15 protein-coding genes and 4 pseudogenes are annotated in these 20307 nt (G+C 48.2%); 7 read left to right on the top strand and 12 right to left on the bottom strand.

Annotated elements, in window-relative coordinates; all coding sequences use genetic code 11:
* Positions 1–227 precede the first annotated feature (227 nt).
* The 3 genes from dusB to ACX9GV_RS00355 all read left to right on the top strand — a co-directional run bounded on the left by dusB (position 228) and on the right by ACX9GV_RS00355 (position 2402).
* On the top strand, positions 228–1205 hold the full coding sequence (gene dusB, locus ACX9GV_RS00365) for a tRNA dihydrouridine synthase DusB (RefSeq protein WP_037384187.1): 978 nt from the start codon (positions 228–230) through the stop codon (positions 1203–1205).
* A gap of 7 nt (positions 1206–1212) precedes the next feature.
* Positions 1213–1509, top strand: coding sequence for a DNA-binding transcriptional regulator Fis (gene fis, locus ACX9GV_RS00360; protein WP_023491481.1), 297 nt, complete (start codon positions 1213–1215; stop codon positions 1507–1509).
* Between the two features lie 200 nt (positions 1510–1709).
* Positions 1710–2402: a CTP synthase C-terminal region-related (seleno)protein gene (locus ACX9GV_RS00355; protein WP_473196664.1), complete on the top strand. Its 693-nt coding sequence runs from the start codon at positions 1710–1712 to the stop codon at positions 2400–2402.
* Positions 2403–2433: 31 nt separating this feature from the next.
* Here the strand turns inward: ACX9GV_RS00355 and ACX9GV_RS00350 are convergent.
* Positions 2434–2697, bottom strand: a pseudogene (locus ACX9GV_RS00350) (LrgB family protein); the annotation flags it as partial.
* 38 nt (positions 2698–2735) lie between these two features.
* On the opposite strand from ACX9GV_RS00350, the pseudogene ACX9GV_RS00345 reads away from it, so the two are divergent.
* A pseudogene (locus ACX9GV_RS00345) lies at positions 2736–3102 on the top strand (LysR substrate-binding domain-containing protein); the annotation flags it as partial.
* A gap of 240 nt (positions 3103–3342) precedes the next feature.
* Here the strand turns inward: ACX9GV_RS00345 and ACX9GV_RS00340 are convergent.
* Positions 3343–4518, bottom strand: coding sequence for an acyltransferase family protein (locus tag ACX9GV_RS00340; RefSeq protein ID WP_473196663.1), 1176 nt, complete (start codon positions 4516–4518; stop codon positions 3343–3345).
* Positions 4519–5009: 491 nt separating this feature from the next.
* Positions 5010–5987, bottom strand: coding sequence for a calcium/sodium antiporter (locus tag ACX9GV_RS00335; protein WP_473196662.1), 978 nt, complete (start codon positions 5985–5987; stop codon positions 5010–5012).
* A gap of 26 nt (positions 5988–6013) precedes the next feature.
* On the opposite strand from ACX9GV_RS00335, the pseudogene yefM reads away from it, so the two are divergent.
* Both yefM and ACX9GV_RS00325 read left to right on the top strand, forming a co-directional pair.
* Positions 6014–6225, top strand: a pseudogene (gene yefM / locus ACX9GV_RS00330) (YoeB-YefM toxin-antitoxin system antitoxin YefM); the annotation flags it as partial.
* A gap of 280 nt (positions 6226–6505) precedes the next feature.
* Complete coding sequence (locus ACX9GV_RS00325) at positions 6506–8254, top strand: SulP family inorganic anion transporter (RefSeq protein ID WP_473196661.1); 1749 nt, start codon at positions 6506–6508, stop codon at positions 8252–8254.
* A 79-nt stretch (positions 8255–8333) separates the two neighbouring features.
* Here the strand turns inward: ACX9GV_RS00325 and ACX9GV_RS00320 are convergent, their stop codons facing one another.
* The 7 genes and pseudogenes from ACX9GV_RS00320 to ssb1 all read right to left on the bottom strand — a co-directional run bounded on the left by ACX9GV_RS00320 (position 8334) and on the right by ssb1 (position 15485).
* A complete protein-coding gene (locus ACX9GV_RS00320; protein ID WP_473196660.1) occupies positions 8334–9695 on the bottom strand; it encodes an NCS2 family permease in 1362 nt (453 codons plus the stop codon).
* Positions 9696–10015: 320 nt separating this feature from the next.
* Positions 10016–11236 (bottom strand): RNA-binding domain-containing protein, encoded by a 1221-nt coding sequence (locus ACX9GV_RS00315; protein WP_473196659.1) that lies wholly within the window; start codon positions 11234–11236, stop codon positions 10016–10018.
* A 26-nt stretch (positions 11237–11262) separates the two neighbouring features.
* Entirely contained in the window at positions 11263–13923 is a 2661-nt protein-coding gene (locus ACX9GV_RS00310; protein ID WP_473196658.1) for a TrlF family AAA-like ATPase, read from the bottom strand.
* Positions 13916–14185 (bottom strand): restriction endonuclease subunit S, encoded by a 270-nt coding sequence (locus ACX9GV_RS00305; protein WP_473197937.1) that lies wholly within the window; start codon positions 14183–14185, stop codon positions 13916–13918. Before ACX9GV_RS00305 ends, ACX9GV_RS00310 begins: the two co-directional genes overlap by 8 nt.
* 6 nt (positions 14186–14191) lie before the next feature.
* Positions 14192–14370: pseudogene (locus ACX9GV_RS00300) on the bottom strand (type I restriction-modification system subunit M N-terminal domain-containing protein); the annotation flags it as partial.
* Positions 14371–14422: 52 nt separating this feature from the next.
* Entirely contained in the window at positions 14423–14662 is a 240-nt protein-coding gene (locus tag ACX9GV_RS00295) for an HTH-like domain-containing protein (protein ID WP_473196657.1), read from the bottom strand.
* A gap of 286 nt (positions 14663–14948) precedes the next feature.
* Positions 14949–15485, bottom strand: coding sequence for a single-stranded DNA-binding protein SSB1 (gene ssb1, locus ACX9GV_RS00290; RefSeq protein ID WP_473196656.1), 537 nt, complete (start codon positions 15483–15485; stop codon positions 14949–14951).
* A 287-nt stretch (positions 15486–15772) separates the two neighbouring features.
* On the opposite strand from ssb1, the gene uvrA reads away from it, so the two are divergent.
* Positions 15773–18604 (top strand): excinuclease ABC subunit UvrA, encoded by a 2832-nt coding sequence (gene uvrA, locus ACX9GV_RS00285; protein ID WP_473196655.1) that lies wholly within the window; start codon positions 15773–15775, stop codon positions 18602–18604.
* 72 nt (positions 18605–18676) lie between these two features.
* Here uvrA and ACX9GV_RS00280 read toward each other — a convergent pair whose 3' ends face one another.
* Both ACX9GV_RS00280 and ACX9GV_RS00275 read right to left on the bottom strand, forming a co-directional pair.
* Entirely contained in the window at positions 18677–19039 is a 363-nt protein-coding gene (locus ACX9GV_RS00280) for an MmcQ/YjbR family DNA-binding protein (RefSeq protein WP_473196654.1), read from the bottom strand.
* Positions 19040–19072: 33 nt separating this feature from the next.
* Positions 19073–20266 (bottom strand): amino acid aminotransferase, encoded by a 1194-nt coding sequence (locus ACX9GV_RS00275; RefSeq protein WP_473196653.1) that lies wholly within the window; start codon positions 20264–20266, stop codon positions 19073–19075.
* Between the last annotated feature and the right edge of the window lie 41 nt (positions 20267–20307).

Here is a 20307-nt window from a genome sequence, read left to right as displayed (position 1 = left end):
CTGGATGCCAAGATAATATCTTGTTGAGTGGAGAATATTTTATTGTGCAAAAAACAAACAAAACTGCGTAATTCATTGTTAAATAAAAACAATATCCCTATCGTTCACTGTGTTGCGCATTTTTATTGATAAATTGCAGTAAATTGGTCAAAGTTTGGCCTTTCATCTCAGCGAAAAAATGCGTAATATACGCGCCCTTGCAGACACAGTATGGTTATTCTTTGTCAATGCGCATTGGACACCACCAGTTAACAAATTGCCTGATTGCGGCTCCGATGGCCGGTATCACAGATCGCCCATTCAGAACCTTGTGTCATGCAATGGGGGCTGGGATGACGGTATCTGAAATGCTCTCCTCCAATCCAGAGGTGTGGCGTACAGATAAGTCGCGTTTGCGTATGGTACATAGTGATGAACCCGGGATCCGCTCGGTACAGATAGCCGGATGTGATCCTGATGATATGGCGGCGGCGGCGCGCATTAATGTGGCCAGCGGTGCCCAAATCATCGACATCAATATGGGGTGCCCAGCCAAGAAAGTGAACCGTAAACTTGCCGGCTCTGCATTACTGCAGTACCCGGAACGGGTTAAACAGATCCTCCTCGCGGTAGTTAGCGCGGTGGATGTGCCGGTAACACTGAAGATCCGTACTGGCTGGGAGCCAGAACACCGTAACTGTGTAGAGATTGCCCAACTGGCCGAGGATTGTGGCATACAGGCCCTGACTATTCATGGCCGCACCCGTGCCTGTCTGTTTAACGGCAGCGCGGAGTATGACAGCATTCGAGCAGTTAAGCAGCGTGTCACCATTCCGATTATCGCGAATGGCGACATTACTGACCCGCATAAAGCCAGAGCAGTACTCGACTACACTGGGGCCGATGCCCTGATGATAGGCCGTGCTGCTCAGGGGAGACCTTGGATCTTCCGGGAAATCCAGCATTATCTGGACACAGGGGAGTTGCTACCACCGATGCCACTTGGCAACGTGAAGCACTTGTTGTTAGAGCATATTCGGGAATTGCACGGCTTTTATGGCCAAGGCAAGGGATTCCGAATTGCTCGAAAGCACGTCTCTTGGTACTTACAGGAGCATGCCCCGAATGACCAGTTTCGGCGCACATTCAACGCCATTGAGGATGCCAGCGAACAGCTGGAGGCGTTGGAGGCATATTTCGAAAATCTTAGCGTAACAAAGAGCTGACAGAACTATGTTCGAACAACGCGTAAATTCTGACGTACTGACCGTTTCAACTGTAAATTCACAGGATCAAGTGACTCAAAAGCCTCTGCGTGACTCGGTTAAGCAAGCACTGAAGAACTATTTTGCTCAATTAAATGGTCAAGATGTTAATGAGTTATATGAGCTGGTACTGGCTGAAGTGGAGCAGCCACTATTGGACATGGTGATGCAATACACCCGTGGCAACCAGACTCGTGCAGCCCTGATGATGGGTATCAACCGCGGTACACTGCGTAAGAAATTGAAAAAATATGGTATGAACTGATACTAGTCAGTTAACCTATTGATAAAAGGCGCTTTTCCTTATAGGGTGAAGCGCCTTTTTGTTTGTTATCACGGTGATTTGCGTGAACTTGGGCAGACATTGCATTCCTCAACACATTTTGTGCTCTGTTGCTAAAAAAGATGCAGACTAACAATTAACAGTGCTGTAACATCCTTTTTTACCTGCGTAGGAAAAAGGAAATGAGCAAATCTCAAGTTCGTCTCGCACTGATTGGTGATTACCAACCCACTATTGTTGCCCATCAGGCGATCCCCATCGCCATCCAACTTACCGCTTCCCACCTTGATGTTGATATTCAAGCCCAATGGATCCCCACAGAAACACTGAACAATACCGCAGTCTTGCAGGATTATGATGCTATCTGGGTGGTACCCGGCAGCCCCTATCACCATGATGACGGGGTTTTTATGAGCATCCGCTATGCCCGCGAGCAAGACATCCCCTTTCTAGGGTCATGTGGCGGATTTCAGTATGCGGTGATTGAGTATGCGCGTAATGCGATGGGTTGGCATGATGCCGGACATGCAGAAACCGATAACGGTGGTCGTTTGGTGATCGCACCGTTGAGTTGTTCACTGGTGGAAAAGAGCGGTACTATTCTGCTCCAGCCTGACACGATAATCGCCAACGCTTATGGCAAGCAGGAAATCCACGAAGGTTATCACTGCAACTTTGGTGTTAACCCTGAGTTTGTTGCTGACCTGGAAAAGCATCCGTTGATCATCAGTGGTCATGATCCTCAAGGGGATGTTCGTTCCATAGAGCTACCGGGGCACCGTTTTTATGCTGCCACCCTGTTCCAATCGGAGCGAGCGGCGCTACGCGGTGAGTTATCTCCCTTGGTTGTCTCCCTGATCCAGGCTGCTCGCTAAATCTTTTGGGGGGATTCTGCCCCCCATCGCCTCACCACATAAGGTGACCAATGAGTGGTGCCGCAATAACGGTGATAACCCCCGCCAACATCATCACTAAACTGGATACCATGCCTTCTTGCTGGCCCATTTCATAGGCTCGGGCGGTTCCGGCACCATGGGATGACGCCCCCAGACCCGCCCCTTTAGCCAGGCCACTGCGCACACTCAGGCGCAAAAATAGAATGTCCTTCACAACCATACCAAACACACCGGTAATCACCACAAACAGCGCCACCAACACCGCTGTGAGCCCCCCCACGCTAAGAGAAAGCCAATGGCAACAAATGATAAATTACCGATTTAATCAGGCAATTTCGCCAGACTATTCAACGGGAGATCTGTGAACTAGGGGCCAGTCAGTTGAACAAGCCGTCCTGTCCGGTGAATTGGATCTGGCGCTGACCATCTTGCCCACCAGCGCAGATCCGTCATTAATCTTCCTGTCCCTACTTGTATGGTAGTGCCAAAATCTAGGCACTGGCACAACCGAACCTGTATCAATATCAGCGAATTGGCTAAGTGGCCGATTCTGATTTATAACGAAGATTTCGCGCTGTATAAAATGTTGATGACGGCGTTCCAACGGGCGGATTTCGAACCTGATATTGTTGTACGCAGTGGTCAGTGGGATTTCTTGGCGGCGATGGAAGCCCTAGGAGCATAGCCAACTTGGTGACTAGGATGACAGATAAATCCGTTTGGAGCGGTCACCCTCCAGTAATGGCTACATAAGTCTTTCAGTCTATGAATTACTGCTACAAACAGCGGATTGAAAAATGTCATAAGCATTTTCCATATCAATAAGCTGACAGATAATCACAGGCAATGAAAGTACCGGTGATCCTGTCATGCATGTCTGAGCCTGTTCATGACGGACAGGCTCAGACCTATCGCAAGATTATATTTTGATATAGATTTGGCGGCGATACAGTACCGAACTTATGGCTCCGTTGATGCCAAGAAATAACAAAGCGTAAGCTAATGAACTCAGATAGTCACCTAATACCGGTCTTAACATCCCTTCGTAGACAAACAGATGAATGGTGCTCAACGAGTCATAGTGGCCAAACGGAATGGTGTTTAACAGTAAAGAAAGAAAAGCCGCATTGACGTAAATAAATAACGGATTGATGCCAAATGACTCAAATGGGCGACTCCAAGTGGTCTTACCCTGGATATCAATAATCCACATCAATAATGCGAGTAAAGAGGCCGCCAAACCACAAGTCACCAAGACAAAAGTCGGCGACCAAATTTTTTTATTAATCGGACAACCATAGCTGAGTAAAAAACCGATGAATGTCAGAGTGGTACCAATAATAAACAGTGTTTGAACCTTCTGCCGAATATCCTGAACTTGTGAAAGAATTTTACCGCAGTAAAAACCCAACAGAACATGAGCGATGGCCGGAAGCGTACTTAGCAGCCCTTCAGGATCAATCGCTAGCCCGGCATCTTTGTACATATGATTAACGCCAAGCACCGCTTGGTCGAGCCGCGAAACAATATTCTGCTCACTTTGTTCGAACCCATTCCCTGCGAACAAAATAGCAAAATATCCCAGCAACAGGGTGACAATAATATGCGGGATGTACTTGTGATTAACCAGGAGCGCGATCATTGCCGTCACGGCGTAACAGATAGCCAATCGTTGCATCACACCTAAAATGCGGATGTGTTCAAAATTCCACAGTGATGGCCCCATACGTTGCCAGAACCCGATCCCTTCAATAGTTAGCTTGTATGATGTTCTGAGAAAAAGTGCGAACCAGGCAATCAACAGCCCAATCATAAAAATAACCAAGGTACGGGTCAGAATTTTCACTATATTAGATGAGTCGAGGGAAAACTGGCTTTTTTGCAGGGAAATATAGGTAGATATCCCCATAATAAACATAAAGAAAGGGAAAACCAGATCGGTTGGTGTCAATCCATTCCAGGGGGCATGGTTGAGAGGAGTATAAACATAGCTCCAAGAACCGGGATTATTGACCAAGATCATACCTGCGATTGTCATGCCTCGTAAAACATCCAGAGAGAGCAGACGCTGATGAGAATGGGAGTTATTTGACATTATATGGAATCGTCCTGATAAAAAAGGGGATATATGCTGCACTTGAACCGTAATCAAACTCATCCAAAACAAGTTGAACTTATTGGAATACTTTCACTTTTCGCTTTAATGACACTGAATATACTCGAAATTACGCCCCTGTGATTTTCTCTACGGGCTACCGCTAAGCGGCCTTCAAATCGCTTCCTGACCGATGTATCCCAGCAGACTGGTCCATATCACATAGCGGGCTATGCTCCTGTGGACTCTGGTGTTTGCCATCTACAAGCAACTCGAATCATTTTAGGTCTATGTGTACCTGTAAACAGAATTGCTTGATGTTATTCTTATCACAGTTCAGAAAAAAAAAGCCAAAAATGATTAGTTAAATTAATGATTCACCCAGAGATATGTAAGGGCTTTCTTGCTAGATGCCCTAAGGCGAGAAGGAAACGGGTTTGATGCTAGCTGTCAAATAGACTGACGAGCAAAAAACCTATGTCTGGTAGGATTTACAGTGCTCCGTAGAGCAGATAAGTGTTGTAGCCAAGATAACACAGTAAAAGCAAGACACCTTCGCCACGCTTGATGCTTTGTGATTTACCAGAACGCACTATTAACATCAAGAGCGCAGTGGCAAATAGCATTGATGTCCAATCACGCCAGAAAACTTCAGCACCAATATTGGTAATTGGTTCAATGGTGCCTGCTATACCAATGACCGCTAATGAATTAAACATATTGGAGCCAACGATATTCCCGACTACGATGTCATGTTCACCTTTCCGAGCAGCCACAATTGATGTTGCCAACTCAGGAAGAGACGTCCCAAAAGCAACAATAGTTAATCCAATCAGCAGATCACTGACACCGAGTTGCTGGGCAATTTCAACCGCACCCCAAACCAGAATTCTGGAACTGACGATTAATAGTGCTAAACCCAAGATCAGCCAAAAAATAGCCGCCTTGAGCGTTGTCACATTTGTTGAGATCTCTTGCTCGACTTCTTGTTCTAAAGGGTCACCTTTTGAACGAAATGCGCACCAGATTGAGCAACCTATCAGCAATACAAACCCGCCGATCAGTCCCCACGCTTCCGCAACGCCTATTTGTTGGTTCCATAACATAGCTCCCACCACTGCTGTGACTAGCAAGAGAATGGGCAACTCTTTACGAATGATGTTCGAATGAACCGCGATAGGGGCGATAATCGCTGTAATACCCAATATCAAGGTAATATTGGCAATATTTGAGCCAAGTGCATTACCAAGAGCAAGAGCAGGATTACCTTCCATTGCAGCCATGGCTGATACCACCATCTCGGGAGCCGATGTACCAAATCCCACAACGATCATACCAATCAATAACGGTGGCATTCCCGCATAGTTGGCACTGGCGGCTGCACCTTCGACAAATTTGTCAGCACTCCAAACCAGCACTGCAAAACCAACCATGATGGCAAACGTCGCTAGTAGCATATTTTTATCCACGAGTTTTAGGTACACCTAATTATAGAATGTTAAGCGAGAAATTTGATCGGATTGAAGATAGAGCACCGGTGTTGATCACCCGTCAGCATGGCGAATCTTGTGTGTTGATGTCACTGGAAGAGTACAACTCGCTGGAAGAAACGGCTTATTTACTGCGTTCACCCAAGAATGCTCGCAGATTGATGGACTCCATCGAGAGTCTCAAAAGTGGTGAGGTGTAGAAAGTGAAATTATTGATATGGTGCCATGGCAACTATCTTTCCCACTGTGCCCAAGCCTGGGTTGCTTGCTACCGCGACTACTGGCCATCACCAAAGTAAAATATGGCCCCAACGCTGCCCTTTGTGCATGGCCCAATGCCGTAATGACACGACGAAACCTCTGCTATACTGGTGATAATTTTGATAAATATTCACCAGGACTTGATTAAAAATCGGCTGATTGCCCCTCAGGTATAGTCCGTCTGTGGAGTCAACAGCCTGAGAAAAACATTATTAACTATGTCAGATAGAGCATCTATGCGGTGGAAATCTCTGCAAAAAGTAGCCCCCGGGCTAGTGAACCTGTTCGCTTATGAGCGCACTTGGCTAAAACCTGATATTCAAGCAGGCCTTTCTGTTGCCGCCGTGGCGTTACCGGTAGCGATTGCCTACGCCGAATTAGCCGGTGTCGGCGCCATCGTTGGGCTTTACTCCTGTATTCTACCGATGATTGCCTACGCCATATTCGGTTCATCACGGCAATTGATCGTCGGGCCTGATGCGGCAACCTGTGCAGTCATTGCCGCCGTCGTCACCCCCCTGGCGGCAGGCAATAGCGAACTCCATTGGCAATTAACCATCATTATGACCTTGATGATGGGCACCTGGTGCCTTATCGCCAGCCGTTTCAAGCTGGGTGCTATTGCCGACCTTTTGTCACACCCGATATTGCATGGGTTACTCAATGGCGTGGCACTAACAATTATTGTCAATCAAATCAGTAAGATATTTGGGTTCTCCGCGCCATCCAGTGAACTGATTGAGCGCATTTACGCTCTACCAAGCAATTTACTCAACAGTCACTGGCCCACCATCGGTGTCTCGCTACTGACACTGTTGATCCTGCTGGGGATACACCGCGCCCGGCCTAATTGGCCAGCTCCGTTATTCGCCGTCATCCTGACCACCGGGCTGACCTGGCTGGTTAATTTGCCACGCTTTGGGGTGGAAACTGTATCAGCAGGCTTTAGCGGTGGTGGATTGCCCATGGTAACCTGGCCTGACTTTAAACCAGGTTTACTGCGTGAACTGGTGCTACCGGCGTTAAACCTGGCGGTAGTCAGCTTTGTCAGTATGATGCTCACCGCACGCAGTTTCGCCGCCAAAAACGGGTACGAGGTTGATGCCGACAGTGAGTTCCGTGCGTTGGGGTTAGTTAATATCGTCTCCGGGCTATCACAAGGGTTCGCCATCAGCGGGGCAAACTCCCGTACCGCTGTGAATGATGCCAATGGTGGCAAAAGCCAATTGGTCTCCATCATTGCTGCACTGGCAATCGGCTTAGTGGTGATATTCTGTCGCCAACCTTTACAGTTTATCCCCACAGCAGTGCTGGGCGTGATACTGATTTACGCCTCCTGGTCGTTGCTGGATATGCGTAGCATTACTCGGCTACGTAAACGCAACCGTCCGGCGTTTTATCTGGCCCTGTTTACCTTCATCAGCGTACTGCTGATGGGGATTATCCCCGGTATTGGTCTTGCTGTACTATTGGGGTTATTACAGTTTTTAAAAACCGTTTTCCGCCCTACCGAGCAGTTGCTCGGGGTCAATAATGACGGAATGATCCATTCGATTGGTAACAATAATGGTATTAAACCGGTGGATGGCGTCATCATGTACCGTTTTAACTCGCCACTGACCTATTTTAATGTGGCCTACTTTAAACGGCGAGTCACCAATCTGGTGGACGGCACGCCTTTCCAATCCCGTTGGGTGGTGATTGACGCCGTAGCCAGCTTCACCCATCCAGATATCAGCGTACTCGCCGCTATCGATGAGTTAAAACGGGAACTTAAATTGCGCGGTATAACTCTGGTGCTGGCTGGCCGACGTACCGAGCTGACACGTTGGTTCCGCATAAAACACTCTGACAATAAAGAGCAGGACCTGATTCTGGTGCCCGACCTGTATCTGGCATTGCGTTTGATTCAAAGTAAAGAGTACAAAGCGAAAGGGGATCATCACCCAACAACCAGCGCACCGATACCAGTGGCTAGCGAGTAATATCACGCCTTGGCAGAGGAAATATCAGTAGAGAAGAAAGAACAGCAGGGCCGAACAACGGCCCTGCAGCAAACCAGGTTTAAATCGCCCGACCACCCGCATAAAACGCCACCAATGCAATGGCAATCAATACAGTACCAATATTCAGTTTACGCCACTCGCCTGAGAATATGCGGCCAATCACCAGCGAGCTGAAGCCCAGCATAATGCCGGTAACGATATTACAGGTCAGCACAATAAATACTGCACACAACAGACCCGACATCGCATCAACAAAGTCGTTGAAATCCAGTTTGGTGACGTTACTCAGCATCAACAACCCCACATACATCAATGCGGGTGCTGTGGCATAGACCGGAACCAGGTAAGAGAGTGGCGACAAGAACAGGATCAACAAGAACAACAACCCAACCACGGTTGCTGTCAAACCAGTTTTACCACCAGCGGCAGTACCTGCAGCAGATTCGATATAAACCGCCGCAGGTGAAGCACCCACCAACCCGGAAAAAATGCTGCTCAGGGAGTCAGTGGTCAATGCTTTACCCCCGTTGATAATCTGGCCATCTTTATCCAGCAGATTGGCCTGCCCAGCCACCGCTCGGATGGTCCCAGTGGCATCAAACACCGCCGTCATCACCAACGCCAACACGCTTGGCAATACTATCGGTTGCAAAGCCCCTTTGATATCCAGGCTAAAAATCAGTGAATTACCATCAGCATCTGCCAAACTTGGCATAGCGAACAGCCCCTGATATGTCACTGCCGGGTCGAAAATCAGGCCAACAACCGAGATGACCACGATCACCAGCAGGATCCCGCCTGGCACACGCAATTTTTCCAAGCCAAAAATAACCGCCAAACCCACTAATGTCATCACCACCGGAAACGAGGTGAAAGCCCCTAATGTCACCGGCAAACCATCCAGTGGGTTCTTCACCACCAGACCGACACCGTTAGCAGCGATCAACAACAAGAACAGCCCGATACCAATCCCTGTACCGTGAGCCACCCCCATAGGTAAATTACGCAAAATCCAGGTGCGGATACCCGTTACCGAGATAAAGGTAAACAATACCCCCATCAAAAATACCGCCCCCAACGCGACAGGAATGGAGATCTGCTGACCCAAGACCAAGCTAAAGGCGGTGAATGCGGTCAATGAAATCGCACAACCAATCGCCATTGGCAAATTAGCCCACAACCCCATCAGCAATGAGCCCAGCCCTGCAACCAGACAGGTCGCCACAAACACGGCCGTTGGTGGAAAACCGGCTTTACCGAGCATACTGGGGACCACGATTACTGAATAAACCATTGCCAAGAAGGTGGTCAGGCCTGCTACCACCTCTTGACGCACGTTGGTACCACGTGCTGAAAGCTGAAAATATCCGTCAAGCACGCCCTTTGGTTTCCCGGCGTTATTCGCTTGAGAATTCGACATGTTGTTATCCCCTGTGTTTTATTGTCCACCTCTCTACCCGTCGCCATTCAAACGGCAGCGGTTATCAAGAGGTACTTTTAAGGCAAACGATTATCCAACCTTAGATAGTGTCTAATCAACCCAAGACATCCACTTCAATGTTTTTATTATTGGCACGCTCCTGCCAATCGCCTAAATAGCGATAACCTAAAAACTGAACGATACGACTTTAGGTAACGCGTTCACGCTGACCAACCTTACTCATCCTCAACTCTTATCAATCAGATGCTTGTTCCCCATGCCAATCAAACAACGACCAAGCAAATATTTCTCATCCTTGGCTAACGGTATAAAACCGTTTTTAAATGATCCTCAGTTAATTCAAACCCGGGGTCATTGCCTGTTAACGCTTTAGTCAACGGAATTATTTTTGTTCTTACGCCCATTCCGCGATAATCGACATATCTGTAATCACGTAACACTTCCATTACAATTGTATTTCTGGGCGAACGCTGGCCAGCCTTCATTTTTTCCACCGTCATCGAATTAGGCAAAGCACCCGGACTGATCACTTCAAGACGATTCGAATATCCAGACACTTCAATCTCAACAAAACGCGTCCAATCACGGTGCGCCAGTGAGTTAATCAATACTTCTCTAACAGCCTCAAGTGGATAAAACCACTTTATTTCCCGTCTTAGCTCTTCATTTATCTCACTAGACTCCTGAGAGATAAAGGGTGTCATCACCTCCATGAAGCGTTCAATAATTCCGCCATCAACTAGATGTTTATCTCCATTATCTAGATCCCAGCGACCAACCATTGGGCCATCAATAATTTCATCCAGTGCTGCCTGATATTCCTTATCTTCGCCACTAAATACCATTACTCTTAACCCAGCTTGCTTTAAATAACGGCGCGGGCTTTTGCCAAACAACACCAACCCAGCGATTGTGCAGCAAATGTTACCTGCCGCCTCCGTTAAAAAACCAAGCCCAAGCAACCTTGCTTGCCATTCCTCTGGAGACTGCGGCACATCGGGATCACTCAAGATATCCCTAACATAATTCATCAACCGCGCATCATCCAAACAACTGATATCTGTGCGAGGTACGGGCATCACTTCAGTGTGTAACATACCGCCCAATTCAAACAACCGCATTTGCTGTTCTCTGGTAGCCAGTCTGGACGTCGTTCCTACACGAATGTAAATTTCTTCTTTACCACCGTGACGAACGACATAAGGCTTTGAAATACCGATAGGAAAGCTCACTACCGCAACTATTTTGTCCTCGTCCAACTTTACCTCTTCATAAAAGGGCAAAATCATAGGGTGGATTTTGTTCTGAAAAACATTCATCACCCACTCTTCGAGATCCCCCCTTTGAACACCGCTTATCACCCCGTCGTCTTCGACGCCAAGTAGAATTCTTCCACCTTGGAAGTTGGCCATAGCCACCACTTCTTTTGCCAGTTGTTCAGGGCGAATATCGTCCCTCTTAAACTCAACACCTGAGTTTTCACCATTGGCAATAATTTCTAATAATTCTGTCTTTAACATACTTCTCTCCCAAGTGGATTGAGTGCTCAATTAAAACCATATTTCTCACGGCGCTGATTGAACGCACTTTTGCCACCCTCCAAAATATCGGCTGCCAGCTCTTGAACTTTGGGTACATCAATAGCACCTTGCTGCTCTGGCAAAATCATCCCTTTGTTATCTTCAACACTTAACACACCTATCCATTCTGCATCACCGAATACTGGGATATTGGCATTATGTGTGGCAAACAGAAATTGGCGGCTTAGTTTTGCTCTGCGAAGTTCTGCGACAATGCGTTCGGCAATAAATGCGTTATCCAAATTGTCTTCCGGTTGATCCAAAATCAAAGGGTCTAGATTATCCAAAAGCAACAGATGCAAAACAGCGGTACACTGCTGTCCCGTCGATAAGTCATCAATAGGCCGAAATACTGCCTCTCGCTCGCCATGGGTCACATTCAGTTCAATGGCCATAGTATCGGGCAATTGGAGCTCTTCCAGCTCTAATAGCTTTACTTCTGGCAGACGGGTTAAGGCTGTAATAACAGTACCGGTGATGCTAAAGTTCTTGGCTAATTCTGCTTCTCCCTGGCGAATAGTGGCTGCGAGATTACTGGGTGAAAAATCGCCATCCAACACCCAAGCCAAGCGCCTAGGCCCTACGCCCTCTAAACTGCATTCGCTAAGAAAATCCACAAACGCTTGGCGGTTCCCTTCCGGCTGCAAAGTAAGCCGAACCTTTTGCTCCAGCTTTTGCGTTAAACGGTTTACTGACTTCAAAATACTGGATGCTCTGGCGCTAGTATGCTGATCCAACTCTAGCAATAGCTTTTTGCGCTGGCCGTATAACTCGTCAATTTGTAATTGTCGATTTTGCAACGTGGTTTGCTTCGGCCGGATTTGCTCAATTTGCTTCAGTAGCGTCTGATACTCTGCACCAATTTGACGCCCCGTTTTACCTTGGCTTGCGGGAATATCTTTAAAGGCTTTTTCTAAATTCTGCTCTTCAGTCTGCTGTTTTTCCAACAATGACTGCTTAAGCGGTGCCAGCTGTGTATCTGCGTTCAATGCAAGTTGTTCCAATTGCCCTAGCGCTTGCTGTACAGCTGTTTTTAAGGCGTCCAACACAACTCGCTGCTGCCTAAATAAATCAGCATGATGCAAGCCATCCAATGCGCTATCACTTAAAAATACCGTATCGGGCAAGCTGTCTCTAAGGGCTTCAATGGCATCTTTTACACGAGTCACATCTTCATCAATGCGCGCTTTCAACTGCTTTTCTTTTTCAAGCTTAGGAATAATTTTCAGTTTTTCTTCAATCCCTAATGCTTGATACTGCTTGGCTTGATCCAACAGCTTGGGCAAGCGTTCCACCTCTGCTTCAACATCGTCTTTTTGACTCAGGGCACGCTTGATGGATTCACGATTTTCTTTAAGTTTCGCCAGCACCTTGGCAATATCGGCATCAAATTGCTCGTGTTCCCCCTCCAAAAAGCGTTCGATGAGTTGATTACGGCTATGTTCATCGCGGGTCATTTCATAGATTTCATTTTGCCCGTAAAGCTCTATGCCCGGCAGCAGATCGGTGGGGTGGTAAGGTGAAACATTGCCTTGTTCATCCACCACCACAGGTTGATTGCCATACTTTCGACTCACCGTGAATTTACGACCATGCAGCACGGCTGAGCGTAGCGTAATTTCAACCAACCCCCGCTCTTTGCCAAGGTTGGTATCGATCACACTCTTATGCTGTCTTAACGCGTTTTGAGTCTTAGGCTCCAACGCGAATGCGTAGCGAATACACTCTAACAAGGTTGATTTGCCCGTACCTCGCCCGCCAATGACTGCATTAAGGTGGTCTGACAATTCAATATCAACGCCGTCCAGATAACCGCCAACAAAGCGAATGCGCTCGATAGCAGAAGCATAGTTTTCCGGCTTATCGGAATTTAAACGAACCCTTGAGCCTGCATCCAAAAATGCTTGTTTAAACGAAAAAAAACAAGGCTTGGTCATCTTGATTAAACAGGAAGCCCCAGCTTCTTTAATTTTTTCAGGCGCCTCAACGTCAGCAGCGTTAATCGCCGCCATTTCCCGCTCACGCTTATAACTACCATCTTTGTTCAGGAATACTTTGCGGTAAAAATCGCTTTCAACACCACGCAAATCTTCGATCGAACCTGGAATTTGAGCAGCCAGTAGCCCTTTATGTTGCCAAACATGGTTCATCCGACGCTTTAATACACCGTCGTCATTGGTACAGTGCGCAGCGTATATGAAGCCGTCTTTTTCATTGACATAATTGATAATATCAATTGCAGACTTCTGTACAGGCGCAGCAGGCTGATGAATATCTACGCCTAGCGCGCCCAAATGCATTTTTATTAAATCTGCTGTGGTGGATTCGCTAAACAAACAGACTAAGTGAATTTTTTCACTGGAGGCAATTTCAAAACCGGGAAACACCACGATGTTATGCGATTGAAATAAATCTCTTATTTCTTCATATCCATTTATCGATCCATGATCAGCCAAACCGATAACCTCAATGCCAGCCTCGAGTGCAGCATTTAACAACTGCTGGTTATAGTCAGATTCAGACAGGCTCTGCTGTTGACCACGGTATTGAATGTAACCCGCTGGATTTACCTGCAACGCACATTTAAAAAAGCGAGCTTTTTTATAACTTTGCTGTTGGTCAGTCATGTTGTGACTCCTTATTTAGTGGTTGCACCAAACGCGTCTTCCTTGTCAGCAACTCTTCCATCATGCCTTGTTTGATTTGTCGGTTTTTGCCAATGCGTTGTTCCAGTGCATGGATCTCTTCGTCCCTATCGCAGAGAATAGTGGCGATAGCAGTTTGTTCTTCTTCTGGTGGGCAAACGGCCTTGGTAGATTCCATTTTTTCTTGTGTGACAGGCAGCCTTGTTCCTCCGCTAGAGGAGCTGTGCTTCAACCTCTCTGTCATATTATCAAGCAAATAGAACAGATCGCCTTTGTATTTGTCAGAAACGTATTTTATAAACGCCATGGTCAGTACGTAGTCTTTGTACTAACTGACCTAGGAGCGTCCATCTCATTATCCATGCCAACACGCAACTCGTCGCAACTAGCCCAAAGACATGAGTAAAGTTCGGTTTTCTTAATGGCCATGATTATTCCTTACAGTACCGAGCATTGGCCCGGCACAATTAAATTTGAGTCGTTACAGTTTGGCTGTATCGAGCCCGGCAGCTTTCAGGCGCTGAGTCAGATTGCGCATTTTGCTAAATTCCGTGCCGAAGCTACTTCGCAAGCCTACCCCTTCACAAAACTCTTTGGCAGTGATGTGCTTCAGATCATCAGCATATTTGATCATTTGCAGATGAAGTTCGGCGGTATATTGATTGCGAGGAGCGTCCGCTAGGACTTTCTTAATGTGCTCGTAAATCTCGTTTTCGTTCATTTTTTAGCCTGCACGACTATAGGCGCTAGATAATTTAGCTAATTTATATAAAAAACCAGAGGATCGCAATTCCTTTGTTCATCACGCCCTTAGTTCCTCCCAGATGGCAGTATCTCTTTATCAAACGGCTGGAGGATTTGCGCAGTTTCGGTAGGCCATTACAAAAACAAAAAGCCCTTCAAATGCTTACACATCTAAAGGGCTTGAGAATTTAATATTTACATTAAAAACAACCAGTTAAAAAACCAGCTCGAGAATTACTTAACAATAATTACTTTATGTCATCCTAAAACGGAATATCGTCGTCAAAATCCATCGGCGGTTCATTGCTGGTGGCTGGCGGGCTGCTTGGTGCAGGGCGCGCCGGAGCCGGAGCGGACTGACCACCGCTGAACTGGTTGCTGCCTTGTGGTTGCTGAGGCTGCCCCCAACTCCCTTGCTGCTGCCCACCCGCAGGTGCGGCACCACCACCTTGGCGGCCACCGAGCATTTGCATGGTGCCACCCACATTGACCACAATTTCAGTAGTGTACTTTTCTACACCGGCCTGATCGGTCCATTTACGGGTTTGCAGGGCACCTTCGATATAAACCTGAGAACCTTTACGCAGATATTCACCCGCTACTTCAGCCAGCTTGCCAAACAACACCACACGGTGCCATTCGGTTTTCTCTTTCTGCTCGCCAGTGGTTTTGTCACGCCAGCTTTCAGAGGTCGCCAAAGTGATGTTGGCCACTGCGCCACCATTAGGCATGTAACGAACCTCAGGGTCTTGGCCCAGATGCCCGACCAGAATTACTTTGTTTACGCCTCTGCTGGCCATGTTGAATCTCCTGATGAGTCATTAAGTGGCTCTAAACCACGTTTTGCTAAGTCTAAGCTACAAATTGTAGCATGCCATATGCTTAGATTATACCTGCGAAGTATGTTCCATTATTGTCTCTGTAACCAACTTTATTGCATTCACATACTGGATATTCATTCAGGCTTTTTTATGCCATAATTATGCGTTTCGTACTGGCCGTGCCGTTTTTTTGGCTCCCTGAACCACAAAATAGCGGGCAAAAAAACCTGATCGGGTGCGGTGTATTATCAAGCCGGGAAGTGTAAATGGACAATATCGAAGTTCGTGGTGCTCGTACTCATAATCTCAAAAATATCAATCTGATTATCCCGCGTGACAAGCTGATCGTCATTACCGGCCTGTCTGGTTCGGGCAAGTCATCACTGGCCTTTGATACCCTGTATGCCGAAGGGCAACGGCGTTATGTCGAATCACTCTCCGCGTATGCACGCCAATTCCTGTCGCTGATGGAAAAGCCGGATGTCGATCATATTGAAGGGCTTTCGCCCGCGATTTCAATCGAACAGAAGTCCACTTCACATAATCCGCGTTCTACCGTCGGCACCATCACCGAAATTCACGACTATCTGCGCCTGCTATTTGCCCGCGTTGGTGAGCCGCGCTGCCCACAGCATCAGGTTCCGCTGGCGGCACAAACCGTTAGCCAAATGGTGGATAACGTGCTCAGCCAGCCAGAAGGCAAACGCCTGATGTTGCTGGCACCGATAGTGAAAGATCGTAAAGGTGAGCATACCAAAACATTGGAAAACCTGGCGGCCCAAGGTTATATCCGGGCGCGTATTGACGGTGAGGTGTGCGACCTTTCTGATCCACCCAAGCTGGAATTGCAAAAAAAGCACACCATTGAAGTGGTGGTGGATCGTTTCAAGGTCCGTGACGATTTAGCGCAACGTCTGGCTGAATCCTTTGAGACGACCTTGGAGCTCTCTGGCGGTACGGCAGTGGTTGCCGATATGGACGATGAACAAGCCGAAGAGTTGCTGTTTTCCGCTAATTTTGCTTGCCCAATTTGCGGCTACAGTATGAGTGAGCTGGAACCCCGTCTGTTTTCATTTAACAACCCGGCAGGGGCTTGTCCCACTTGTGATGGACTTGGGGTACAACAGTTCTTCGACCCTGAACGTGTGGTGCATAATCCGGAACTGTCACTGGCGGGTGGGGCGATTCGCGGATGGGATCGCCGCAATTTCTACTATTTCCAGATGCTACGCTCACTGGCGGATCATTATGATTTTGATGTGGAAGCGCCATTCAACAGCCTGAGTCGCCAGGTTCAGCAAGCGGTACTGAATGGTTCTGGCAAAGAAACCATTGAATTCAAATATATCAATGATCGCGGTGATACCACCGTGCGACGCCATCCGTTTGAAGGTGTGCTGCACAATATGGAACGGCGCTACAAAGAAACCGAATCCAGTGCGGTGCGCGAAGAGCTGGCCAAGTTTATCAGCAACCGCCCTTGTGTTACCTGTCACGGTACACGCCTACGTGAAGAAGCACGTAATGTGTTTGTGGAAGATACCACCTTGCCAGAGATCTCCGATCTCAGCATCGGCCATGCCATGACCTTCTTCCAGAATATGAAGCTGAGTGGCCAACGCGCCCAGATCGCCGAAAAAGTATTGAAAGAGATTGGTGACCGCCTGAAATTCCTGGTTAACGTTGGCTTGAATTATCTGTCACTGTCCCGTTCTGCAGAAACCTTGTCCGGTGGCGAGGCGCAACGTATCCGTCTGGCCAGCCAAATTGGTGCGGGTCTGGTGGGCGTAATGTATGTGTTAGATGAGCCCTCCATTGGCCTGCACCAACGTGATAATGAACGCCTGTTGGAAACCTTGATTCATCTGCGTAATTTGGGTAACACAGTGATCGTGGTAGAACACGATGAAGATGCCATCCGTGCCGCAGACCATGTGATCGATATCGGCCCCGGTGCCGGTGTGCACGGCGGGCAGGTGGTCGCTCAGGGCAGCGTTGACGATATCATGGCACAAGCGGACTCATTAACTGGCCAGTTCCTGAGTGGCAAACGTGAAATCGCCATTCCAGCACAACGGGTACCTGCCGACCCTAGCAAAGTGTTAAAGCTGACCGGTGCTCGCGGCAATAACCTGAAAGATGTGACGTTAACCCTGCCGGTTGGGCTGTTTACCTGCATTACCGGGGTTTCCGGCTCAGGGAAATCCACGCTGATTAACGATACGCTGTTCCCTATTGCCCAACGCCAGCTCAATGGCGCGGTGATTGCCGAACCCGCCCCTTATCGTGAAGTCAGCGGGTTGGAACATTTCGATAAAGTGATTGATATCGACCAGAGCCCCATTGGCCGGACACCGCGTTCTAACCCAGCCACTTACACCGGTATCTTCACACCAGTACGTGAACTGTTTGCCGGTGTGCCGGAATCACGCACCCGTGGCTATACGCCGGGCCGTTTCAGTTTTAACGTTAAAGGTGGTCGCTGTGAAGCTTGCCAGGGGGATGGGGTGATCAAGGTAGAAATGCATTTTCTGCCGGATATCTACGTTCCTTGTGACCAATGTAAAGGTAAGCGCTATAACCGCGAAACCTTGGAAGTGAAATACAAAGGCAAGAATATCCACGAAGTGCTGGAAATGACCATTGAAGAGGCACGCGATTTCTTCGATGCGGTGCCAGCACTGGCGCGTAAGCTGCAAACACTGATGGAAGTGGGCCTGTCCTATATCCGCTTGGGTCAGTCGGCCACTACTCTGTCTGGTGGTGAAGCCCAACGGGTGAAACTGGCGCGTGAATTGTCAAAACGCGGTACCGGGCAGACACTATACATCCTTGATGAACCGACCACTGGCCTGCATTTTGCTGATATCCAGCAGTTACTGGCGGTGCTGCATCAGTTACGCGATCAAGGCAATACCATCGCGGTGATTGAGCATAATCTGGATGTGATTAAAACCGCAGACTGGATTGTCGATCTGGGCCCGGAAGGTGGCAGCGGCGGCGGTGAAATTCTGGTTGCTGGCACGCCAGAAACCGTGGCGAACTGCAAAGCATCCCATACGGCGCGCTTCCTGAAGCCGATACTGAATAAAAAGTGATGGTCACCGCTCCTGTATCAAGCAGGAGCGGTTTTCGTTATACCCGTAATACTTAAATACAAAGCGAATTATTCAGGATATACAGATTCCCAGTTCCTGGCGCTTCTTCTTCGATAACCCCGCCACCACCAGTTGATATGACATATCAATCAGTTGGTAAAACTGTGAGTCTGGCAAAGCGCTATCCAGGTAGATACTGTTCCAATGCGCTTTATTTAAGTAGTAACCAGGAATAATTTCAGCATGTTGCTCACGCAGCTGTTCCGCCAGCTCTATGTCGCACTTTAATGAGATCACGGGCCGCCCATAGGCTTCACCAATAAGAGCAAACATTTTCTCCGCGACTCTGACCCGATCGGCCTGCCAGTCGCTCTGATAATCCTGTTCACTGCCCGGTTTAGTCAGGCAGTAATCCAGCAATTGCTGTTTGTTCAAGGTGATCTCCTTTGATAACAGCCCGGGCCGCCTTTACTGCACCGCAGCAAAGGCCTCCGCCACCTGACGAACGTTATTATGATTCAGCCCTGCCACACACATGCGGCCACTGTGGATCAAGTAGACACCAAACTCTTCACGCAAGCGTTCAACCTGTGCCGCGCTAAAGCCGGTGTAACTGAACATGCCACGCTGCTCCAGCAGGTAATCAAAATTACGTTGTGGCAACGCGCTCTTGAGCGTAGTGACCAACACTTTACGCATTTCTAAAATACGCTGGCGCATAGACTCCACTTCTGCCAGCCACTCGCTGTTCAATTGCGGATCATTGAGCACTTTTGCCACCACTTGTGCACCAAAATTCGGCGGGCTGGAGTAGTTACGGCGCACCGCCGCTTTCAGTTGCCCCAGCACACGTTCAGCGGCCTCACTGCTTTCACACACCACAGAAAGCCCCCCTACCCGCTCACCGTAAAGCGAGAAGATTTTCGAGAACGAGTTACTCACCAGGCATGGCAAACCTGCGGCGGCAATCGCGCGGATAGCATAAGCATCCTGATCCATACCACCACCGAACCCTTGATAGGCGATATCGAGGAACGGTATTAATTCGCGTTCTTTAATCACATCAACCACTTGGTCCCACTGCTGTGCCGTGAGGTCTGATCCCGTCGGGTTGTGGCAACAAGGGTGTAGCAGTGCAATGCTCTTGGCAGGCAGTTGCTTCAGGGCATTCAGCATCGCCGTAAACTTCACAGTCAGGTTTTCGCTGTCGAAATAGGGGTAAGTATTCACCTCAAAACCCGCACCAGCAAAAATGGCTACGTGGTTTTCCCAAGTCGGGTCGCTTACCCAAACCTGCGAGTCCGGGAAATACTTTTTCAGGAAGTCGGCCCCCACCTTTAATGCACCTGAGCCGCCTACGGTTTGGATGGTGGCGATACGCCCTTGTTGCAGCATGGGATGCTCAGCACCGAATAGTAACTGCTGGATTGCGCTGCGGTAAGGTTGCAGACCTTCCATGGGTAAATAAACAGATGCCCCCTGCTCAACGCTGTTCAACTGGGTTTCCGCCTCAGCAACCGCCTTCATCTGCGGGATGATGCCCTGCTCGTTATAATAAAGACCGATACTCAGGTTCACCTTGTGCGCACGGGGATCTTTTTTAAATTTTTCCATCAGCGACAAGATCGGGTCACCGGCATAAGCATCAACATTCTGGAACACGGGTTGGTTCTCCTGATTTGGGTTAGTTGGCCGTTCAATAA

This window comes from Serratia sp. 25CWL12, from assembly GCF_055790885.1.
The sequence above is the reverse complement of the archived record's forward strand: the minus strand, read 5'-3'. Positions and strand labels throughout refer to the sequence as shown.

Bases quoted from the DNA above. Each gene is read 5' to 3' on its own strand.
- dusB (WP_037384187.1), top strand. From the start codon at position 228: ATGCGCATTGGACACCACCAGTTAACAAATTGCCTGATTGCGGCTCCG.
- fis (WP_023491481.1), top strand. From the start codon at position 1,213: ATGTTCGAACAACGCGTAAATTCTGACGTACTGACCGTTTCAACTGTA.
- ACX9GV_RS00355 (WP_473196664.1), top strand. From the start codon at position 1,710: ATGAGCAAATCTCAAGTTCGTCTCGCACTGATTGGTGATTACCAACCC.
- ACX9GV_RS00340 (WP_473196663.1), bottom strand. From the start codon at position 4,518: ATGTCAAATAACTCCCATTCTCATCAGCGTCTGCTCTCTCTGGATGTT.
- ACX9GV_RS00325 (WP_473196661.1), top strand. From the start codon at position 6,506: ATGCGGTGGAAATCTCTGCAAAAAGTAGCCCCCGGGCTAGTGAACCTG.
- ACX9GV_RS00320 (WP_473196660.1), bottom strand. From the start codon at position 9,695: ATGTCGAATTCTCAAGCGAATAACGCCGGGAAACCAAAGGGCGTGCTT.
- ACX9GV_RS00315 (WP_473196659.1), bottom strand. From the start codon at position 11,236: ATGTTAAAGACAGAATTATTAGAAATTATTGCCAATGGTGAAAACTCA.
- ACX9GV_RS00310 (WP_473196658.1), bottom strand. From the start codon at position 13,923: ATGACTGACCAACAGCAAAGTTATAAAAAAGCTCGCTTTTTTAAATGT.
- ACX9GV_RS00305 (WP_473197937.1), bottom strand. From the start codon at position 14,185: ATGACAGAGAGGTTGAAGCACAGCTCCTCTAGCGGAGGAACAAGGCTG.
- ACX9GV_RS00295 (WP_473196657.1), bottom strand. From the start codon at position 14,662: ATGAACGAAAACGAGATTTACGAGCACATTAAGAAAGTCCTAGCGGAC.
- ssb1 (WP_473196656.1), bottom strand. From the start codon at position 15,485: ATGGCCAGCAGAGGCGTAAACAAAGTAATTCTGGTCGGGCATCTGGGC.
- uvrA (WP_473196655.1), top strand. From the start codon at position 15,773: ATGGACAATATCGAAGTTCGTGGTGCTCGTACTCATAATCTCAAAAAT.